This window comes from Pedobacter sp. 05T44, from assembly GCF_056395985.1.
On record NZ_JBFTKO010000017.1, the window covers coordinates 1 to 16,446 of the forward strand.

Consider the following 16,446-nt stretch of genomic DNA (forward strand, 5'->3'; position numbering starts at 1 on the left):
AGCCCTAATTTCTATTTGAGTTCCTGATGAAAGGGATGCAGAAGTCTAAATCGAGATATGAGTCTAAACTCTGAGGAACGAATAGTTTACTTCTGCTTCCTTCTCATTCTAAATTATCAAAAACAAATCTAAAGGACGATAGGAGAGATCTCTTGTTTATGCTAATTTGCTGTGTAGCTACTTCATGGTCAAGAGATCTCTCCTATCGTCGAGATGGCGAGAAAGAAATATGTTGTGACGAATACCTAACACAAAAGATACAAGTAAGAAAACAAAATGTTGGCAACTAAAATTCCGAATTCTTTTGCGCCTGATTAACTTTGGGCCATGAGACAATATACCCTAAGCGCATCCCTAATTATATTGACCATAGCCCTGGTATCCTGGGGCCAGAAAGGTCATAAAGCCATTGCCACTATTGCAGAAAAACACTTAGCTCCAAACACAAAAACCATAGTAAGCACCTATCTGAAAGGTGAAACCATGAGCGAGGCAAGTACTTGGGCTGATGAGATTAGTGATGATCCTCAATATAAAAAAACTGCATCCTGGCATTACATCAACCTTCCAATGGGATTAACCAAAGAGCAGTTTACAGATTACGTTATTAAACAAGACAAAGACAATGTTTATACTGCAATTTTAAAAGCAGAGGCAAACCTTAAAGATAAAACACTTAGTTTGGCACAAAAAAATCAGGCATTAAAATTCCTGATTCATCTTGTTGGTGATGCACACCAACCCATGCATGTTAGCCGTGCCGAAGATAAGGGCGGCAATGATGTACAGGTAAGATTTAATGGAAATGGAACTAATTTGCATGCCTTATGGGATGGAAAACTTATAGACCATGAAGGATTCAATTATGCTGAAATGGCAAAAAAATACGATTGGGCCAACCCGGAACAAGTGAAGAAATGGCAGGCCGATAGCCCTATGCAATGGCTATGGGAAAGTTACCAGGTAAGCACTCAGATCTACGACGACACTCAGCCAGGTAGTAACATTGATGAAGCTAGCTACAAAAGATCAATCGCAATTGTCCACCTGCGCATTGCTCAAGCTGGTATACGATTGGCTGGAGAATTAAACAAACTATTTAACGAACAACAACAGACTCGCCCTATAGAAAAACCGATAGTACCTATCGCTGTAGTTCCGTCCAAACCTTTGGCTAAAGCAATCACGGTAAAATTAACTGACCTAAAGAGCTCTGTTGGCAAGAATGTAATAGTAACAGGCAAGGTATTTAGCCTGAAAGACATTAAAAGTATGGTATTAGTTAATGTTGGAGCAGCGCATCCCAATCAACTCCTTACCCTAGCGCTAAAAGGGAAAGCGAAAGTATTGGCAGATAAGATTAACGGAAAAACCATCACTATTCAAGGCACAGTGAGCTTATTTAAAAATAAACCAGAGATGGTAGTGACTGACCCTAGCCTGATCAAGTTTTAAGTACCAATAATGAGATGAATGACTACAGCATTTCTAGCTGTAGTCATTCTCTTGATTTGAAATTATAGATCTCGCTACCCTTCCATATAATAAACCCAAGTTTAGCACATTGCCTGGCAACTTCAGATTCAACGGCAGAAGGAACGTCATTTACAATCTTCCACCGAACAGCATACTTGCTATTATAGTTGATGTAAATAACCAGATCTTCGCAGTTCCGGTTTTCGATAAGTTCTTTTGTTAATGAATCCTGCAGCTCAGCTGCAAAGCGGGAGAGTCTTTCATGCATCACCTTTGACAATGGAGGTGCGGGTTTAAGGTCTGGTTCAATTATAGCAAGTACAGTAACGGTAGTCATAAGTAATCCTCAAGTGCCGCTAATATTACCAAAAAGATGCAGAGCCACAAATTATGCAACTGAATTTAACATAATTTAAAGTTTAGTACCTGATTAACAAGAGAAAAAAAATCTTTCATCTGCGTTTAAACAGCCCTTAAAGAAAAGCAACATAATTCAAAATCGATTTCTCATTTTAAAGCTCTCTTACATCTTAATACCCCACACACAACAAAGGGATTATACAAGCACAATAAAATCAATCCTGAAGCCCAAAAATAACCTTAATTAATCACAAAAAACACTCAACCATATCTTTGCTTAAGGACGTTAATTTGCTTATTTTTGCATAGTTCCTGATTTTTCCTTTTACCATTATAGAAACCTAATTGACTACGTTGAAAAATAGAGATAGAAATGTTATGCCCCAAGGTAAGCCCTCATTTAAAGAAGCTTTAAAATTTTGGTTTAAATTGGGTTGGATAAGTTTTGGAGGCACGGCAGGCCATATCAATATTATGCATGAGGAATTGGTAGGTCAAAAAAAATGGATTAGCAACAGCAGATTTTTCCACGCATTAAGCCTTTGCATGCTTTTGCCCGGTCCAGAAGCCCAGCAATTAGCCATTTATATTGGCTGGCAGCTACATGGTAAAAAGGGCGGACTAATAGCCGGCATTTTATTTGTACTTCCCTCCATGTTTATTTTGCTATTACTAAGCATACTGTACGTTTCTTATGGAAATCAGCCATGGATGTTTGCTATGTTCAATGGATTTAAGCCTGCTGTTATCTCCATCATAATAGTAGCGCTGTTAGGTATAGGCAAAAAAGCACTCCATACCAGGCTTCATATTTTAATGTGCGCTTTAGCCTTTATCTGTATTTTCTTCTTTAACATCTCGATGTTCCTGATCATAATAGGAACGATTTTACTCGCTGTTCTAATCCAACGATTGTGGCCTGCGCTATCTGCTAATAGAATTTCGGAGAATAACCTAACCTCTTCTAATGAAGAAACTTTCTATTTTAATAAAAACTCTGTGGCACGTGGCACAAACACACCCAATAGCAAGTCTTTACGGCAAACGGCTATTTTTGCGCTGATCTGGCTAATTCCTTTACTTTTGTTGTACTTTCTTTCTGTTGATTTTCAATTTTGGAAAGACCTAAGCCTCTTCTTTACCCAAACTGCATTATTTACAATAGGAGGATCTTATACTGTTTTACCATATGTTGCACAGTTTAGTGTTTCGAAGCTGAACTGGCTAAGTAAGATGCAAATGATTGATGGTTTTGCCCTTGCTGAAACAACTCCCGGCCCATTAATTATTGTGGTGTGTTACGTAGGATTTATGGCAGCCTTTAATCATTTTTCAGGTTCTATCCTTATGGGCACAATTGGGCTTTTAATTACAACCTTCAATACCTTTTTACCTTCATTCTTATTCATATTTGTTGGCGGACCGATTATTGAAAAAACACATGGAAATAAAACAATTGGCAATGTTCTGGGATTTGTAACAGCTGCAGTTGTGGGAGTGATTTTAAACCTCACCTTATTTCTGGGAAAGGATATTATTTTCCCCGGTGGAGTATCTTTTAAATATATTGATTTTTACTCATTGGCCTGGATTATTATCACCCTGGTGTTAATGAAAAAATTTAAAGTTAACGTCCTCTATATTATTGGACTGAGCTTATTTTTCGGCCTCGCCCATTTTTATATTTTCAGATAAAATTATAATTTAACTGTTTAATATTAAATAGCATGAATTTACCAGCGCAATTAGCAAAGCACTTAAAAGATGTTCATTTTGGCGGGAACTGGACATCATCAAACCTTAAAGACAATTTGACGGATGTAAACTGGCAACAAGCAACAATGCAGGTTCATTCTTTTAATACCATCGCTACCTTAGTTTATCATGTGAATTACTACATAAGTGCAGTGCTAAAGGTATTACAAGGAGAACCACTTGAGGCTAGCGACAAATATAGTTTTGACCTTCCTCCAATCGAGTCACAAAGAGACTGGGATAATTTGCTGGACAAAACCTTTGCCGATGCAGAAACCTTCACTTTACTGATTGAGCAGTTGCCAGAGCATAAACTTTGGGAAAACTTTACAGATGAGAAATACGGAACCTACTACAGAAATATCCAAGGGATTATTGAACACACTCATTACCATTTAGGACAGATTGCGCTGATAAAAAAAATACTCTTACAAGCAGCTGAAAACCAAAGCAAAGGTTAGTTTTCTGTGATTTTTAAGTTTCTGAAATCTCCTGCAGATTCGCTGCCGGTCCAGAAAGCTATCTTCCCGGAATTTAGATTGCTTAAAGGAACCACTTCCAAGCATGGCTTAGGGTTTTCATTTACATAGACACTGATCATTTTTGCTTCCACTTTAATCCGAACCTTAAACCATTCTGCCGGATTAACATCCTCTCCGATCGGTTGCTCATACTTTAATGGAGAAGCTTCTCTAAGCTTTGGCCAGTCATTACCGGGAAGAGAAATATATTGGACAGCATGTTTTTTACGCAGCTCGTTATCAGATCTAAAATTAAATGGCCTAAAATAGATTGCCTCATAAGTAGAATCGTTTTGTATGTGGAAAGCAAATCCAACAAAGCTTTTCTGGAAAATATCTTCACCCTTCACCTCAAACGTTATCTCACCGTTTTTAAAATCGCGGTGTTTTATTACAGCAAAGCCTGCATCATACTTTGAATTTATATGTAAAGTGGGCTTTTGAGATGAACCACTCATATTTATGGTTCGATTTACGGTATGTGTAACCTTTGTAATGTCTACAGTTACTGTTTTCTGAGCCGATACTTTTACACTAACCGAAAAAATGAGTGTCAAAAGTATAAGTAAGGATTTTGGACTTTTCATATTGTTAATTTTCCTTTACAGTTCAAGAGCTATGCCAATGAATTTACCTACCTTAATAAGGCTTTTGACTACCCATGCTGTTCAAAATTGAACATCTACCGTTCGGATAAGAACAGTATCCATCCTTGAAATGATTAGTAAAAAGAAATAAAACCTTATTTTTACTTTTAGAATCGTCTATATCATATAATTCATTCCTTATGATCAGTTCCAACATTTCAAATGAAGCTTTAGATATATTTCGTAAAGGATTAGCGCATTTCATCACTTTTGATGACACTGAATGGACTGAATTCATATCGCACCTTAACTATAAGGTTATTAAAAAGAGGGATCATTTTTCAGTTAAGGATAAAGTTTGTAATGATATTGGATTTATTGTAAATGGTTCAGTTCGCTATTACCATGTTAAGGATGGCATAGAAATAACTGGGTATTTCAGTTTTGAAAATGAATTTGTAAGCTCTTACAAAAGCTTTCTTACGCAGCACCCCTGCACTGGATACATACAAGCGCTTGAACAAACGGGACTGATACTTATTTCCCGTAAAAACATGGACCTGATGCTTAATCATCCATTATTGGGCTACAAGATGGAACGTTTCGGCCGATTGGTTGCAGAACATTACATCTGCTGTTACGAAGACAGGATCACATCTTTTATTACTGAAACTCCTGAAGAACGTTATCTTAAAATGCTCGAAACAACGCCTGAAATTATGCAACGTGTACCACAACATTATGTTGCCAATTTTTTGGGCATTACACCTGTGTCACTTTCGCGGATAAGAAAAAGGACTTTAATATACGCCTAACTCCAGGCACCCATAATTAATTTCTTATCTTTTGTTAACGTTTTGGTTTACAGACCTCAGCTATATTTGTATCATACAAATCGAAAAGACATGCATACTATATTAGGTGCCGGCGGGCCAACAGCAAACGCGCTTACAAAAGAATTATTAAACCATAATCCTAATGAAACTATTCGCCTGGTAAGTCGCAGGCCACTTAAAGTTACAGGTACCAACGTTACMTGGCAAAAAGCTKATCTGTTAAACTATGCAGAGGTATTGGCTGCTGTAAAAGGTTCTGCTGTAGTTTACATGTGCGCAGGTCTGATTTATGATAAAACCATATGGCAGCAACAATGGCCAGTAATTATGCAGAACCTGATTAACGCATCAAAAGAAACGCAGGCGAGGTTAATATTTTTCGACAATGTGTATATGTACGGGCTGGTTAAAGGTCCCATGCTTGAGACAACACCATACAACCCAATTAGTGTGAAAGGTGAAGTTAGGGCGCGTATAGCTACACAACTGATGGAGGAGGTTAAAGCAGGAAACATACAAGCTACAATTGCCCGGGCTGCAGATTTTTATGGTACAGATTCTATGAATAGTTTTCTGGATATGATGGTATTAGATAAGTATGCAAAAAAAACATCTGCACAATGGATTGGCGACCCGAAAGTGTTACACAATTTCACTTACATACCTGATACTGGCAAAGCAATGTATCTTTTAGGGCAAACACCAGATTCTGATAATCAGATATGGCATTTGCCTACTGCTGCACCAATAACAGGAAAGGAATTTATAACATTGGCTGCCGAAATTTATGGGGTAAAGCCTGCTCACACTACTATTAATAAATTTATGCTTCAGCTGGTTGGTTTATTTAAAAAAATTGTAGCCGGAACTGTAGAGATGTATTATCAATATGATCATGACTACAATTTCAATTCTTCAAAATTTGAAAATACATTTAAGATAAAACCCACCAGTTATAAAGAAGGAATAAAGCACATGTCAGAGACTTTATACCGGGCAAAATAAAAATCCACATTGTTAATATTCTCACAAATACATTAAGGAACGATAGTTTAAGTCGATTAAAATATTTTCATTATTAAGCTATTTTATTGAATAAATATATATTTTTACGGAAAAAAACATATGCTCTCAAAATCTTATAAAATTATTGCCTTTTTATTTCTTGCAACAAGCTTATCGCTATTAATTTCGTGCAAAAAAAATGATGAAGATCTTAAAAGGCAGATCGCTGAATTAGAGTCTAGAGTTTCTGGTATCGAAAATCAAATTGGCAATATCAATTCTAATCTTACCATTTTGCAACAACAAGGTAAACTAAACTCCGATGAGATTAATTCCTTAAAAGCTCTAACATCTGACCTATCGACCCTTACTAATGAAATAAAAAATGGCGGAGTTACCAATTCTGTTGACATAGCTAACTTAAAAACATCGCTTCAACAAGCAGCTACTATTATACAACTAGAGTCTTTAAAAACTACAATCACTCAATTAGGTGAAACGATAAATAAAATTGATACCGAACAAAAAGCCACTGCGACAGCTACAAGTGAATTACAATCGGCAATAACAAAGATGGCCGCCGATTTAGAAGAATTGAAAAATGGAGAGAGCACACAAGAAATAAATGGAAAAATTGAAAAGGGCGGATTCTTAAAAGGTTCAATTTTATATCTATTCGAGATGGACTCAACATTAACTCAAACAGGCAGAAGTTTTAATAGTACAATTACCGATAATTATGGATCATTTAGTCTGAGGGTTAAAAATCTTAAGGGCAAAAATGTTAGAGTTGTTTCTTCTGGCTTCTATTTCAACGAAGTATCAGGTAAGAACTCCTCCTCTCAAATATCATTATCCGGTCTTGTAAAGATCAATACGTCTGAAGCAGTCAATGTCAACATTCTTACTGCTCTGGAAGAACCAAGGGTAAAATACTTAATTGATCAGGGAAAGTCCTTTAATGATGCAAAAATTCAATCAGTAAATGAAGTTTTGAGTGTTTTTGGTATTCAAAACCCTGGGATTAAAAGAGCAGAAAAGGTAAATCTAATTGGATCCTCAAGTAGAAGTAATATTTTGCTCTCGTTATCCACAATGCTAGTTGGGTTTAGATCAGACGGTGAGCTGACTGAAATTCTAAACGATATTGCAGAAGATTTAAAAACTGATGGTCTGCTGAACGATGTTTCTTTGGGTAATAGTATCATGACTCACCTATATTATTTAGATACGACCAAGGTAATCAATCAGGTAAAAGCTAAATACACTGCACTATATCCGGATTCTATACTTAATAAAATAAATCTTAGCTATTTGGATCAATTTAAAAAATCAACTTCTTACATCAAATCCTTTGATTTAATCGAATATCCAGCACTGGGTTCAACGATATACAAAGGTAAAAACATCCTGAATTCGACTACTACTACGCTTAACAATAATATATTTGAAATATCCGCTAATTTAGTTGAGAGCGCTCTAAAATTCAGAGTGGAAGTAACAGCTGATGCTGGTGAGTTATCAGAGCTATTAGGTACAAATAAAAATTGGGCTATATCTTATCCGACAAAAAACAAGGCAATTTTAGAGACCTCTACGGTTGGATTAAATACAATTACTTTTACTACTGGAACTCTTCCTTCAAAGACGGCAACTTTAACCGTCAAATTTTATGAAAACGGTCTATCAGTTCCCACTATAACTAAAACAATACCTGTAAACTTAAATTAATAAATTGAACTGAATCTGGTTAAAAAAATAATCGTAGAAGAAAACCTCTGATTTTCTTCTACGATTATATATATTGTTACGCATTTTCTAAATCTGCAATTATCAGTTTTTTCATTTTCATTAATGCCCCCATTACCCTCTGGCCACGAACAGGATCGCTAACCAATTTACTTAATGCTTTAGGTATAATTTGCCAGCTTATCCCAAACGGGTCAGTTAACCAGCCACAGGCCACTTCTTTACCTCCATTGGCCGTTAACTGACCCCAGTATTTATCAATTTCTTCCTGATTTTCACATTCCACAACCAAAGATATTACATCAGTAAAACCAAAACCATGATTGGCTGAACTATCCATCGCCATAGCTACAAAATCCTTGATCTTAAATTGGGCATGCTTTACAAATTCTTCATTATCATCATCTTCCTTACTATATTTTAGCACGCCCTGGATATTGGATTGAGGAAACAGGTCCGTGTAAAAATGAACTGCTTTTTCTGCTTTACCAGCGTTATCACCTGTAAACATTAATGTAGGACAAAACTTTTGAGGAGTCTGACTTTTATCTCCGGTGTACACCTGCCAAGATACACCATATTTATCTTGTACCCAGCCATATTTAGGGCTCCAATCGTAGCTATCAAGCGCCATTAAGGCACTGCCACCTTCCATCAATTTATTCCAGTATCTTTCTGTTTCTTCTTCGCTTTCGCAGATGACCATGAATGAAATGGATGGGTTAGGTGATGAAGTTGGCCCATCATTAAGCAACATAAACTTTTGTCCGCTTAATTCAATTTGTATCACGAATGGAGAGGTTTGACTGATTTTTCCTTCTCCAAAAGTCTGGATATAAAAATCTGATGCTTCTGCAATCTTACCTCTGATGGTTAAACAAGGATAAATTAAATTTTTCATAGTCTAAAGGTTTAAATATTTACTTATACTAAGATACTATACTTAAACAGATTCTATGATGGGCATAACCGACAATAAAAGGGGTAAATTATGACAACCATTCTTCTAGTCTACTAATGGTATCCTCATAAAAGATCTTGTAAGTATCCTTTGTTACATAACCAATATGAGGTGTAGCCAACACATTATCTAGCCTACGAAAAGGATGCTCAGCTGGCAGTGGTTCAGTATCGTAAACATCTAAAGCCGCTCCTGCAATTTTATTGTTTACCAATACATTAATCAAGTCAGCCTCATTTACAAGGGGGCCTCTCGATGTATTGATAAGGTAAGCAGTTGATTTCATTAAATTAAGTTCTGATGAAGTTACAATGTTTCTGGAGCGCGAGCTTAATACTAAATGTAGGGTCACAAAGTCGGCCGTTTTAAATAGTTCTTCTTTACTAACCAGTCTTACGCCATGTTCATTTGCCTTCTCTAAAGTAAGGTTTTCACTCCAGGCAATCACCTCCATCTCAAAAGCCTTTGCATAACGAGCTATTGTACTTCCAATATTGCCTAAACCAATAACCCCAATAATTTTCCCTTTTAAATCCACCCCCACTTCTCTTTGCCAGTTACCCTCTCTTAAAGCTGTCGATTCTGCAACAACATTTCTTGCCATTGCCAGCAATAGTGCCCAGGTTATTTCCGGCGCGCCACTAGCATGATATCCGGTAATTGAAATGGCAATCCCCAATTCTTCTGCAGCTTTTGCATCTATGGAGGCATTACGTCTGCCTGTTGAAACAATAAGCTTCAAATTAGGTAAACTAGATAAGATTTCTCTTGACAAAGGTGTCCTTTCGCGCATTACACAGATGGCCTGAAATGGCTGCAAGGTCCGTATAACTTCTTCTTGCGAAGCCATATGGTGATTGAATACGGTAATGTCGGCCTTTTTATGAACGTTGGTCCAATCGCCAAATGAAAAAGCTACATTTTGATAATCATCCAATATGGCGATTTGGGGAAGTGTTTTCATTGTTGTAATTTTTTATGAAGTGTAAGTCTGTGATTAAAATTAGGAATAAATAGTTCTACTGTCAGAGAGACATCACGAAGAAGTTACAAATGATTCAAATAAAACCGATAAGCAAGCAAATATGATCTTTTAGATCAAAGAACTAATTAGAATTTCAATTCAGACTGATAGTATTGATAGTTATAACAACTCAATTCTTGAATTTATTAAGACACTGTTAAATTGTATAGCATAAAAAGTTATATTTAGTACTTGTTAGGTACTATATAATATCAGATGATCAGATTCGCAAAAAAGAGAACCAAGGTTACTCTTACAATTTTGGCGGGTGTTGTAATTGCGCTCTTTACCCTGCAATTCACACCAACAAGCACTACTCCGCTCCAATTAAAGAAAGGGACTCACATTGTCCTTATAGGAAACAATTTGGGATCAAGAATGATGAACTATGGACATTTCGAAACAGAAATGCATTTGCGATATCCAGAGCTCAACTTGTATATAAGAAATATGTGTGATGGAGGGAATACTCCTGGTTTCCGGCCACATGCCAGCAGAGTGTCGCCATGGGCCTTTCCTGGAGCAGAAAAATTCCAAACAGAGCTTGCCAACAATTCAGATAGCGAGGGTCATTTTGAAACCGAAGATCAATGGCTTACCAGACTAAAAGCCGATGTAGTTATTGCGTTCTTTGGATACAATGAATCTTTTGAAGGGCCAAAGGGCCTTGAAAATTACAAGGCCGAACTTGATGCCTTTATTAAACATACTTTAAAACAGCAGTACAACGGTGTTTCTACTCCTCAATTGGCCATCGTTTCGCCAATTGCATTCGAGGATCTTTCTAAACAGTTTGATTTGCCCAATGGAAAACAGGAAAACATTAATCTTTCCTTGTATGCAGAGGCTATGAAAGAGATTGCGGCGAACAATAATGTACGCTTTGTTGATGTTTATTCGCCTACAAAAAAATGGTTTGAAACTACCGAAAAATACCTGACTATAGATGGATCACAACTTAGTGACACCGCCTATGCACGTTTCGCTCCTTTATTAGCTAATCAGATTTTTGGTGAAATGGCAGCAAAAGCTGAAGAAAACAGGGCCCTTGTTCATGCAGCTGTATTAGAGAAAAACTGGACATGGCACAATGATTTTAAAATTCCAAATGGCGTACATGCGTATGGGCGCAGATACGATCCTTTTGGGCCTGATAATTATCCTGCAGAGATTAAAAGACTCCGCGAAATGACAGCAATAAGGGATACAGCAATTTGGAAAGCCGTAAAGGGTGAAAAAATGGATCTGGTTGCTGCGGATAAGAATACAACCCCTCCTCCTGTAGTAAAAACAAATTATAATGCTGAAAGAAATGGGAGCTTGAAGTACTTATCTGGTGAGGAAGCGTTAGCAAAACTAAAAGTGGCTCCAGGTTTTAAAATAGAACTGTTTGCCTCAGAAAAAGAATTTCCGGATTTGGCTAAACCTTGCCAGATCACTTTTGATAATAAAGGCAGATTATGGGTGGCAACCATGCCTAGTTACCCGCATTACAAACCTGGGGATGCTAAGCCTAATGATAAGTTGATTATTTTAGAAGATACAAATAATGATGGAAAAGCCGATAAACAGACCGTTTTTGCGGATGGACTACATCTTCCGTTAGGTTTTGAAATCACTGCCGAAGGGGTTTACCTTTCGCAAGGAACAAACTTTGTGCTTTTAAAAGATACTGATGGCGACGGCAAAGCAGACAAAAAAGAAATTCTGTTGAGCGGTTTTGATGATCATGATACCCATCACAATATACACGCCTTTACTACCGACCCTTCAGGAGCTATATATATGGGCGAGGGTGTGTTTTTGCACACAAACGTAGAAACATCTTACGGGCCTGTTAGAGCTACCAATGGTGGCTTCTATCGCTACAGTCCGCAATTGCATAAGTTAGAACGCACTGCCCAACCATATGTACCTAATCCCTGGGGTATTGCCTTTGATCAATGGGGACAGAATTTTTATGCAGAAACATCGAGCCCAGACGTATGCTGGATGTTGCCAGTTTCGGTAAAACCAAGATATGGAGTGTTTACTGAGAAATCCAGAGATTTATTACAACCGGAACATCGTGTTCGTCCTACCTCTGGTTTGGAGTTTGTTTCAAGTCGGCACTTCCCTGATGAACTGCAAGGAGATTTTTTAATAAATAATACGATCGGTTTCTTAGGTACTAAAGAACATACTCTTGTTGACGATGGAACGGGATATAAAAGCAGACACAGACAGGATTTACTAATAGCAGAAGACAAAAATTTTAGGCCGGTAGATATGGAGTTTGCGCCTGATGGTTCTTTATACGTTGCCGATTGGCACAACATCTTAATCGGACACATGCAACACAATGCCCGGGATCCGTTAAGAGACCATGTACATGGTCGAATTTACAGAATCACCTACCCTTCTCGTCCGCTAGTAAAACCAGTAAAAATTGCAGATGCAAGCATTCCGGAGCTTTTGGAGAACCTGAAGTTACCAGAAGACAGAACACGATCACGTACACGATCTGAGTTGCGCGGACGTAAAGTTTCTGACGTGCTTATTGAGGTGAAAACATGGGTGGCTAAATTGGATAAAAATGATCCTAGATATGAGCACAACCTTTTGGAGGCACTTTGGGTAACCTGGGGGTTAAATAAAGTAGACGATCAGTTACTTAGACAGTTGCTAAAAGCAAAGGATTTCCATGCAAGGGCAGCTGCGGTAAGAGTGTTAAGATACACAGGACATCAGATAGCTGATCAGCCGGAATTGTTAATGCAGTCTGCGGCCGATGAAAACGGCAGGGTTCGACTTGAAGTGATTGCTGCCGCATCTTGGTTACCTAAAGATAAAGCATTACCTATAGAGCTGGAAGTTAGCAAAAAACCCCTTGATGATTGGATGAGAGCACCTTATGAAACTGCTATAGCTCACTTAAACGGAAGATCTGTAACAGAGAAAAAAGGAGAAAAGCTGACCACAGCTTTGAGTGGCGAAGAGCGCAAGCTCTTTGTAAAAGGACGAGCAATATTTGCTAAAGAAGGTTTTTGCATTACCTGCCATCAGGGAGATGGTAAAGGTTTGCCATCATCTGGATTTCCTCCAATTACAGGATCAAAATGGGTTACGGGAAATCAGGACCGCTTAATTAAGCTGGTACTAAAAGGCTTACAGGGACCAATTGAAATTAAAGGTAAAAAATATAGTGGACAAGTACCAATGACTCCTTTTGGAGGTATGCTAAAAGATGAAGAGGTAGCTGCGGTACTTACTTATGTGAGAAACTCATTCGGTAATCAGGCATCAGCTATTTCTCCTGCAAAAGTTAAGCAGGTGCGCAATGCAACGAAAGCTAAAACAGGTTTTTATTCTCCGGCTGAGCTGTTAAAACAACATCCATTGGAGAAATAGCCCCAGTAAATTAAACACTCGTTAATGCTCTCGTCATCTCGACGATAGGAGAGATCTCTCCTATCGTCGAGATGACGGTGTGCGATTTAAGTTTCAGAATGACGTAAACAGTAACAGAATGAAGATTACTTTCAAACGCGATCATTAAGCGCGCTAAAATTGAATATGCTTTTGGCATCTGCTTTTTCGCCTGTAAGTACTGCTACCACATTTTTCACGGTAAGCACACACATTTGCCTATATGTTGAAGCCGTAAGGCTTCCAGAATGTGGCGTAACAAGTGCACGGGAATGATGCAATATCGGGAAACCCGGAACAGGAGGTTCTTCAGGTAACACGTCAGCTGCAAACCCTGAAATCCTTTGCTTATTAAGTGCATTTAAAAGAGCTTCATGATCAATTAACGCGCCCCTGGCAGTGTTAATCAATAAAGAATCAGGTTTCATTAAAGCCAATTGTTCTGCTCCTATTATTGTACCTGTTTCCTTAGTAAATGGTAAATGAAGACTAAGTACATCCGATTGTGCTAACACCTCATCCATTGACAAATAGGTATATGGAAGATCCTGCTTTGATCTGCTCCAATACAGAACTTTCATTCCAAATGCCTCGCCAAGTTTAGCTACACGTTTGCCTATATTCCCCATTCCCAAAACACCAAGTGTTTTTCCATTTAACTCATCACCAGCGTATTGATTGCGCCAATTCCAGTTATCTTGTTTAACCTGAGCAACAGATTCGTACATGTTGCGCATCAGCATCAACATTAACGATAAAGTATGCTCGGCAATAGTTGCTGCATTTGAACCAGGTGCATTTATCACCATGATATTTCTGGCAGTAGCCTCCTGCACATCAACATTATCTAAACCAACCCCACACCTTGCAGCAACCTGCAAGGCTGGAATGGCTTCCATTAATGATTTATTTATTTGACCCTTACCACGGGTAATTACGGCATGAATCTCTTGATTTTTTAAAACAGCTGTTAAAGAAGCATCATCATATCCGGTAAATACGTTTACATGATCCTGAAGGATTTTTAATGCATCATCATCAATAGTTTCAAGCAATAAAACGCTCTTTTTCATTAGCTATTTATGATATAAGGTGGCATCATCAGATCTGAATCCTCTAAAATCATTTCTGTTTGAAACATACAAACCCTCTTCATAAAACTCATCCTTAAATATCAATGGATCTACTTCACCTCCCGGTGTCGAGGAAATTTCTACCAGGTTGCCTGCAGGATCGCGTACAAACATTTGCATGGCGCCATCAGGCAGTTGCCTAACCTTACCCCAAGGCTTAACGTCAATAACATTAAGTTCTTTCATGCKGAAGAAAATGCTGTTAAAGTCATCAACCTGTACGCAGATATGTCCACGGAAGGAAGTGGTATCTTCCCATTCGGAAAGATGTAATTGCTGTTCATCATTAAATTTAAAAAACATTACAGGGTAGTCGAACCTAAATGCTGCAAGTGGTTCTAAACCTAGTTCATTTTGATAGAATTCTCCTGCTTTCTCCAGGTTGTCTACAATTAGTGTAACGTGATTAATTTTTAGTGCACGTGCCATATGTAAAAATTTATAAATACAATTTAATTACCTCTTTAAACTTTCTGTTTGAATTCCTTTACGAAATCCCAGTTAGGTGTTAATCCTAAGCCAGGAGCTGTTGGAGCGCCAATTACGCCATCTTTAACTTCAATCTGTTCTTTTACCAACTCATACATCATTGGGTTTCCTCCTAAAGAAAACTCAATTATTGTTGCCGCCTGAGATGCGAATGCTACATTTAAGCCTGCCATAAAAGAAAAAGCCGATCCCCAGCAATGCGGAGCCAGTTCTAGCTGATTAACGCTTGCCAGATGCCCAACACGCATAGTTTCTGAAATACCGCCTATGATAGCAGCATCAGGCTGAATCACATCGAGCGCTCTTACTTCAAGCAGATCACGAATATCAAAGCTGGTGTATTCACTTTCTCCTGCTGCTATCGGAATAGCTGTCGAAGCTCTTACCTCTGCAGTTCCATGTCTGTTATCAGGACTAATAGGTTCTTCGAACCAGTACAGATTACAATCTTCTACTCCTCTGCAAAACTGTTTAGCCTCTGGCACACTAAAGGTTCCATGTGCATCAGCCATAAGTTTAATGTTTGGTCCTAAGGCTTTTCTGGCAGCTTTTACCCTATCGATACTATTCTGAACAGTTTGGTCCATAATACCAACACGCATTTTTACTGCATTAAATCCTTTAGCTACATAACCGTTTAATTGTGCGCCAATGTTTTCGGCATCTGCCCAGCCACCGCTTGCGTAAGCAGGCATCTGATCGCGACAAGCACCACCTAGTAAATCCATTACCGGAACACCGAGTGCCTTACCTTTCAAATCCCACAAAGCAGTATCTATACCACTCATTGCCGACACGGTAAGTCCTCTTCGTCCAAGAATTGGAAATCTGCGGCCTCTTGTAAGTGCATAATGATCACGTGTACCATTATACATTTCTTCCCAGATACGGTTTATATTTTTTGCGTCTTTCCCTATCAAAATAGGTTTAAGCTCATTTTCTATGCAACTTACAATTGAGGCGCATACGCCCGAGGATCCTACTGCTGCTTTAGCTTCTCCAAAACCCTGAAGGCCATCTTCTGTTGTTATCACAACAAGGGTCATATCAAAATTGGTTAGCAAGCCATAATCAGAAAAGTGTTGCTTTTCTTTCGGAATGGGACAGCGTAACCAAAACGCTTCTACATTTGTTATTTTCAT

At 38.1% G+C, this 16,446-nt stretch carries 14 protein-coding genes; 7 read left to right on the plus strand and 7 right to left on the minus strand.

Going from position 1 to position 16,446, the window contains the following annotated elements; translation table 11 throughout:
• Nucleotides 1–327 precede the first annotated feature (327 nt).
• Complete coding sequence (locus tag AC1DDK_RS21170; protein WP_337714818.1) at nt 328–1,455, plus strand: S1/P1 nuclease; 1,128 nt, start codon at nt 328–330, stop codon at nt 1,453–1,455.
• Between the two features lie 43 nt (nt 1,456–1,498).
• On the opposite strand, the gene AC1DDK_RS21175 is transcribed toward AC1DDK_RS21170, so the two are convergent.
• Nucleotides 1,499–1,813: a hypothetical protein gene (locus tag AC1DDK_RS21175; RefSeq protein WP_172663134.1), complete on the minus strand. Its 315-nt coding sequence runs from the start codon at nt 1,811–1,813 to the stop codon at nt 1,499–1,501.
• Between the two features lie 377 nt (nt 1,814–2,190).
• Between AC1DDK_RS21175 and chrA the strand changes: the two genes are divergently transcribed.
• Together chrA and AC1DDK_RS21185 are read left to right on the plus strand one after the other, a co-directional pair.
• Nucleotides 2,191–3,531 (plus strand): chromate efflux transporter, encoded by a 1,341-nt coding sequence (chrA, locus tag AC1DDK_RS21180; RefSeq protein ID WP_246269716.1) that lies wholly within the window; start codon nt 2,191–2,193, stop codon nt 3,529–3,531.
• A 32-nt stretch (nt 3,532–3,563) separates the two neighbouring features.
• Nucleotides 3,564–4,052 carry a DinB family protein gene (locus AC1DDK_RS21185; protein WP_172663135.1) on the plus strand — a complete coding sequence of 163 codons (489 nt, stop codon included), beginning with the start codon at nt 3,564–3,566 and terminating at the stop codon, nt 4,050–4,052.
• Here AC1DDK_RS21185 and AC1DDK_RS21190 read toward each other — a convergent pair.
• Entirely contained in the window at nt 4,049–4,699 is a 651-nt protein-coding gene (locus tag AC1DDK_RS21190) for a family 16 glycoside hydrolase (protein ID WP_288879485.1), read from the minus strand. The two genes, AC1DDK_RS21185 and AC1DDK_RS21190, sit on opposite strands and share 4 nt — an antisense overlap.
• 200 nt (nt 4,700–4,899) lie before the next feature.
• Here AC1DDK_RS21190 and AC1DDK_RS21195 point away from each other — a divergent pair, with 200 nt between their 5' ends.
• The 3 genes from AC1DDK_RS21195 (at nt 4,900) to AC1DDK_RS21205 (ending at nt 8,271) form a co-directional block, all read left to right on the plus strand.
• Nucleotides 4,900–5,514 (plus strand): Crp/Fnr family transcriptional regulator, encoded by a 615-nt coding sequence (locus tag AC1DDK_RS21195; protein WP_172663137.1) that lies wholly within the window; start codon nt 4,900–4,902, stop codon nt 5,512–5,514.
• Between the two features lie 90 nt (nt 5,515–5,604).
• Nucleotides 5,605–6,540: an NAD-dependent epimerase/dehydratase family protein gene (locus AC1DDK_RS21200; protein ID WP_477634032.1), complete on the plus strand. Its 936-nt coding sequence runs from the start codon at nt 5,605–5,607 to the stop codon at nt 6,538–6,540.
• Nucleotides 6,541–6,660: 120 nt separating this feature from the next.
• Nucleotides 6,661–8,271 (plus strand): coiled-coil domain-containing protein, encoded by a 1,611-nt coding sequence (locus tag AC1DDK_RS21205; protein WP_288879489.1) that lies wholly within the window; start codon nt 6,661–6,663, stop codon nt 8,269–8,271.
• A gap of 76 nt (nt 8,272–8,347) precedes the next feature.
• Here AC1DDK_RS21205 and AC1DDK_RS21210 read toward each other — a convergent pair whose 3' ends face one another.
• Together AC1DDK_RS21210 and AC1DDK_RS21215 are read right to left on the minus strand one after the other, a co-directional pair.
• Nucleotides 8,348–9,190: a VOC family protein gene (locus AC1DDK_RS21210; protein ID WP_288879490.1), complete on the minus strand. Its 843-nt coding sequence runs from the start codon at nt 9,188–9,190 to the stop codon at nt 8,348–8,350.
• Between the two features lie 88 nt (nt 9,191–9,278).
• Nucleotides 9,279–10,214 (minus strand): D-2-hydroxyacid dehydrogenase family protein, encoded by a 936-nt coding sequence (locus tag AC1DDK_RS21215; RefSeq protein ID WP_288879491.1) that lies wholly within the window; start codon nt 10,212–10,214, stop codon nt 9,279–9,281.
• Between the two features lie 276 nt (nt 10,215–10,490).
• Here AC1DDK_RS21215 and AC1DDK_RS21220 point away from each other — a divergent pair, with 276 nt between their 5' ends.
• Complete coding sequence (locus AC1DDK_RS21220; RefSeq protein WP_288879492.1) at nt 10,491–13,664, plus strand: PVC-type heme-binding CxxCH protein; 3,174 nt, start codon at nt 10,491–10,493, stop codon at nt 13,662–13,664.
• Between the two features lie 131 nt (nt 13,665–13,795).
• Here AC1DDK_RS21220 and AC1DDK_RS21225 read toward each other — a convergent pair whose 3' ends face one another.
• From AC1DDK_RS21225 to AC1DDK_RS21235, 3 genes are read right to left on the minus strand one after another with little or no spacing between them, the layout of a single operon-like run.
• The gene (locus AC1DDK_RS21225; RefSeq protein WP_288879494.1) at nt 13,796–14,755 is read right to left on the minus strand and encodes a 2-hydroxyacid dehydrogenase; all 960 of its coding nucleotides are present in this window, start codon (nt 14,753–14,755) and stop codon (nt 13,796–13,798) included.
• Nucleotides 14,756–14,758: 3 nt separating this feature from the next.
• Nucleotides 14,759–15,244 carry a VOC family protein gene (locus tag AC1DDK_RS21230; RefSeq protein ID WP_477634033.1) on the minus strand — a complete coding sequence of 162 codons (486 nt, stop codon included), beginning with the start codon at nt 15,242–15,244 and terminating at the stop codon, nt 14,759–14,761.
• A gap of 35 nt (nt 15,245–15,279) precedes the next feature.
• Nucleotides 15,280–16,446: a mandelate racemase/muconate lactonizing enzyme family protein gene (locus AC1DDK_RS21235; RefSeq protein WP_288879497.1), complete on the minus strand. Its 1,167-nt coding sequence runs from the start codon at nt 16,444–16,446 to the stop codon at nt 15,280–15,282.

Excerpts from the sequence above, each read along its gene's own strand:
- AC1DDK_RS21170 (WP_337714818.1), top strand. The coding sequence starts at position 328 with ATGAGACAATATACCCTAAGCGCATCCCTAATTATATTGACCATAGCC.
- AC1DDK_RS21215 (WP_288879491.1), bottom strand. The coding sequence starts at position 10,214 with ATGAAAACACTTCCCCAAATCGCCATATTGGATGATTATCAAAATGTA.
- AC1DDK_RS21175 (WP_172663134.1), bottom strand. The coding sequence starts at position 1,813 with ATGACTACCGTTACTGTACTTGCTATAATTGAACCAGACCTTAAACCC.
- AC1DDK_RS21190 (WP_288879485.1), bottom strand. The coding sequence starts at position 4,699 with ATGAAAAGTCCAAAATCCTTACTTATACTTTTGACACTCATTTTTTCG.
- AC1DDK_RS21185 (WP_172663135.1), top strand. The coding sequence starts at position 3,564 with ATGAATTTACCAGCGCAATTAGCAAAGCACTTAAAAGATGTTCATTTT.
- AC1DDK_RS21225 (WP_288879494.1), bottom strand. The coding sequence starts at position 14,755 with ATGAAAAAGAGCGTTTTATTGCTTGAAACTATTGATGATGATGCATTA.
- AC1DDK_RS21220 (WP_288879492.1), top strand. The coding sequence starts at position 10,491 with ATGATCAGATTCGCAAAAAAGAGAACCAAGGTTACTCTTACAATTTTG.
- AC1DDK_RS21195 (WP_172663137.1), top strand. The coding sequence starts at position 4,900 with ATGATCAGTTCCAACATTTCAAATGAAGCTTTAGATATATTTCGTAAA.
- AC1DDK_RS21235 (WP_288879497.1), bottom strand. The coding sequence starts at position 16,446 with ATGAAAATAACAAATGTAGAAGCGTTTTGGTTACGCTGTCCCATTCCG.
- AC1DDK_RS21205 (WP_288879489.1), top strand. The coding sequence starts at position 6,661 with ATGCTCTCAAAATCTTATAAAATTATTGCCTTTTTATTTCTTGCAACA.
- AC1DDK_RS21210 (WP_288879490.1), bottom strand. The coding sequence starts at position 9,190 with ATGAAAAATTTAATTTATCCTTGTTTAACCATCAGAGGTAAGATTGCA.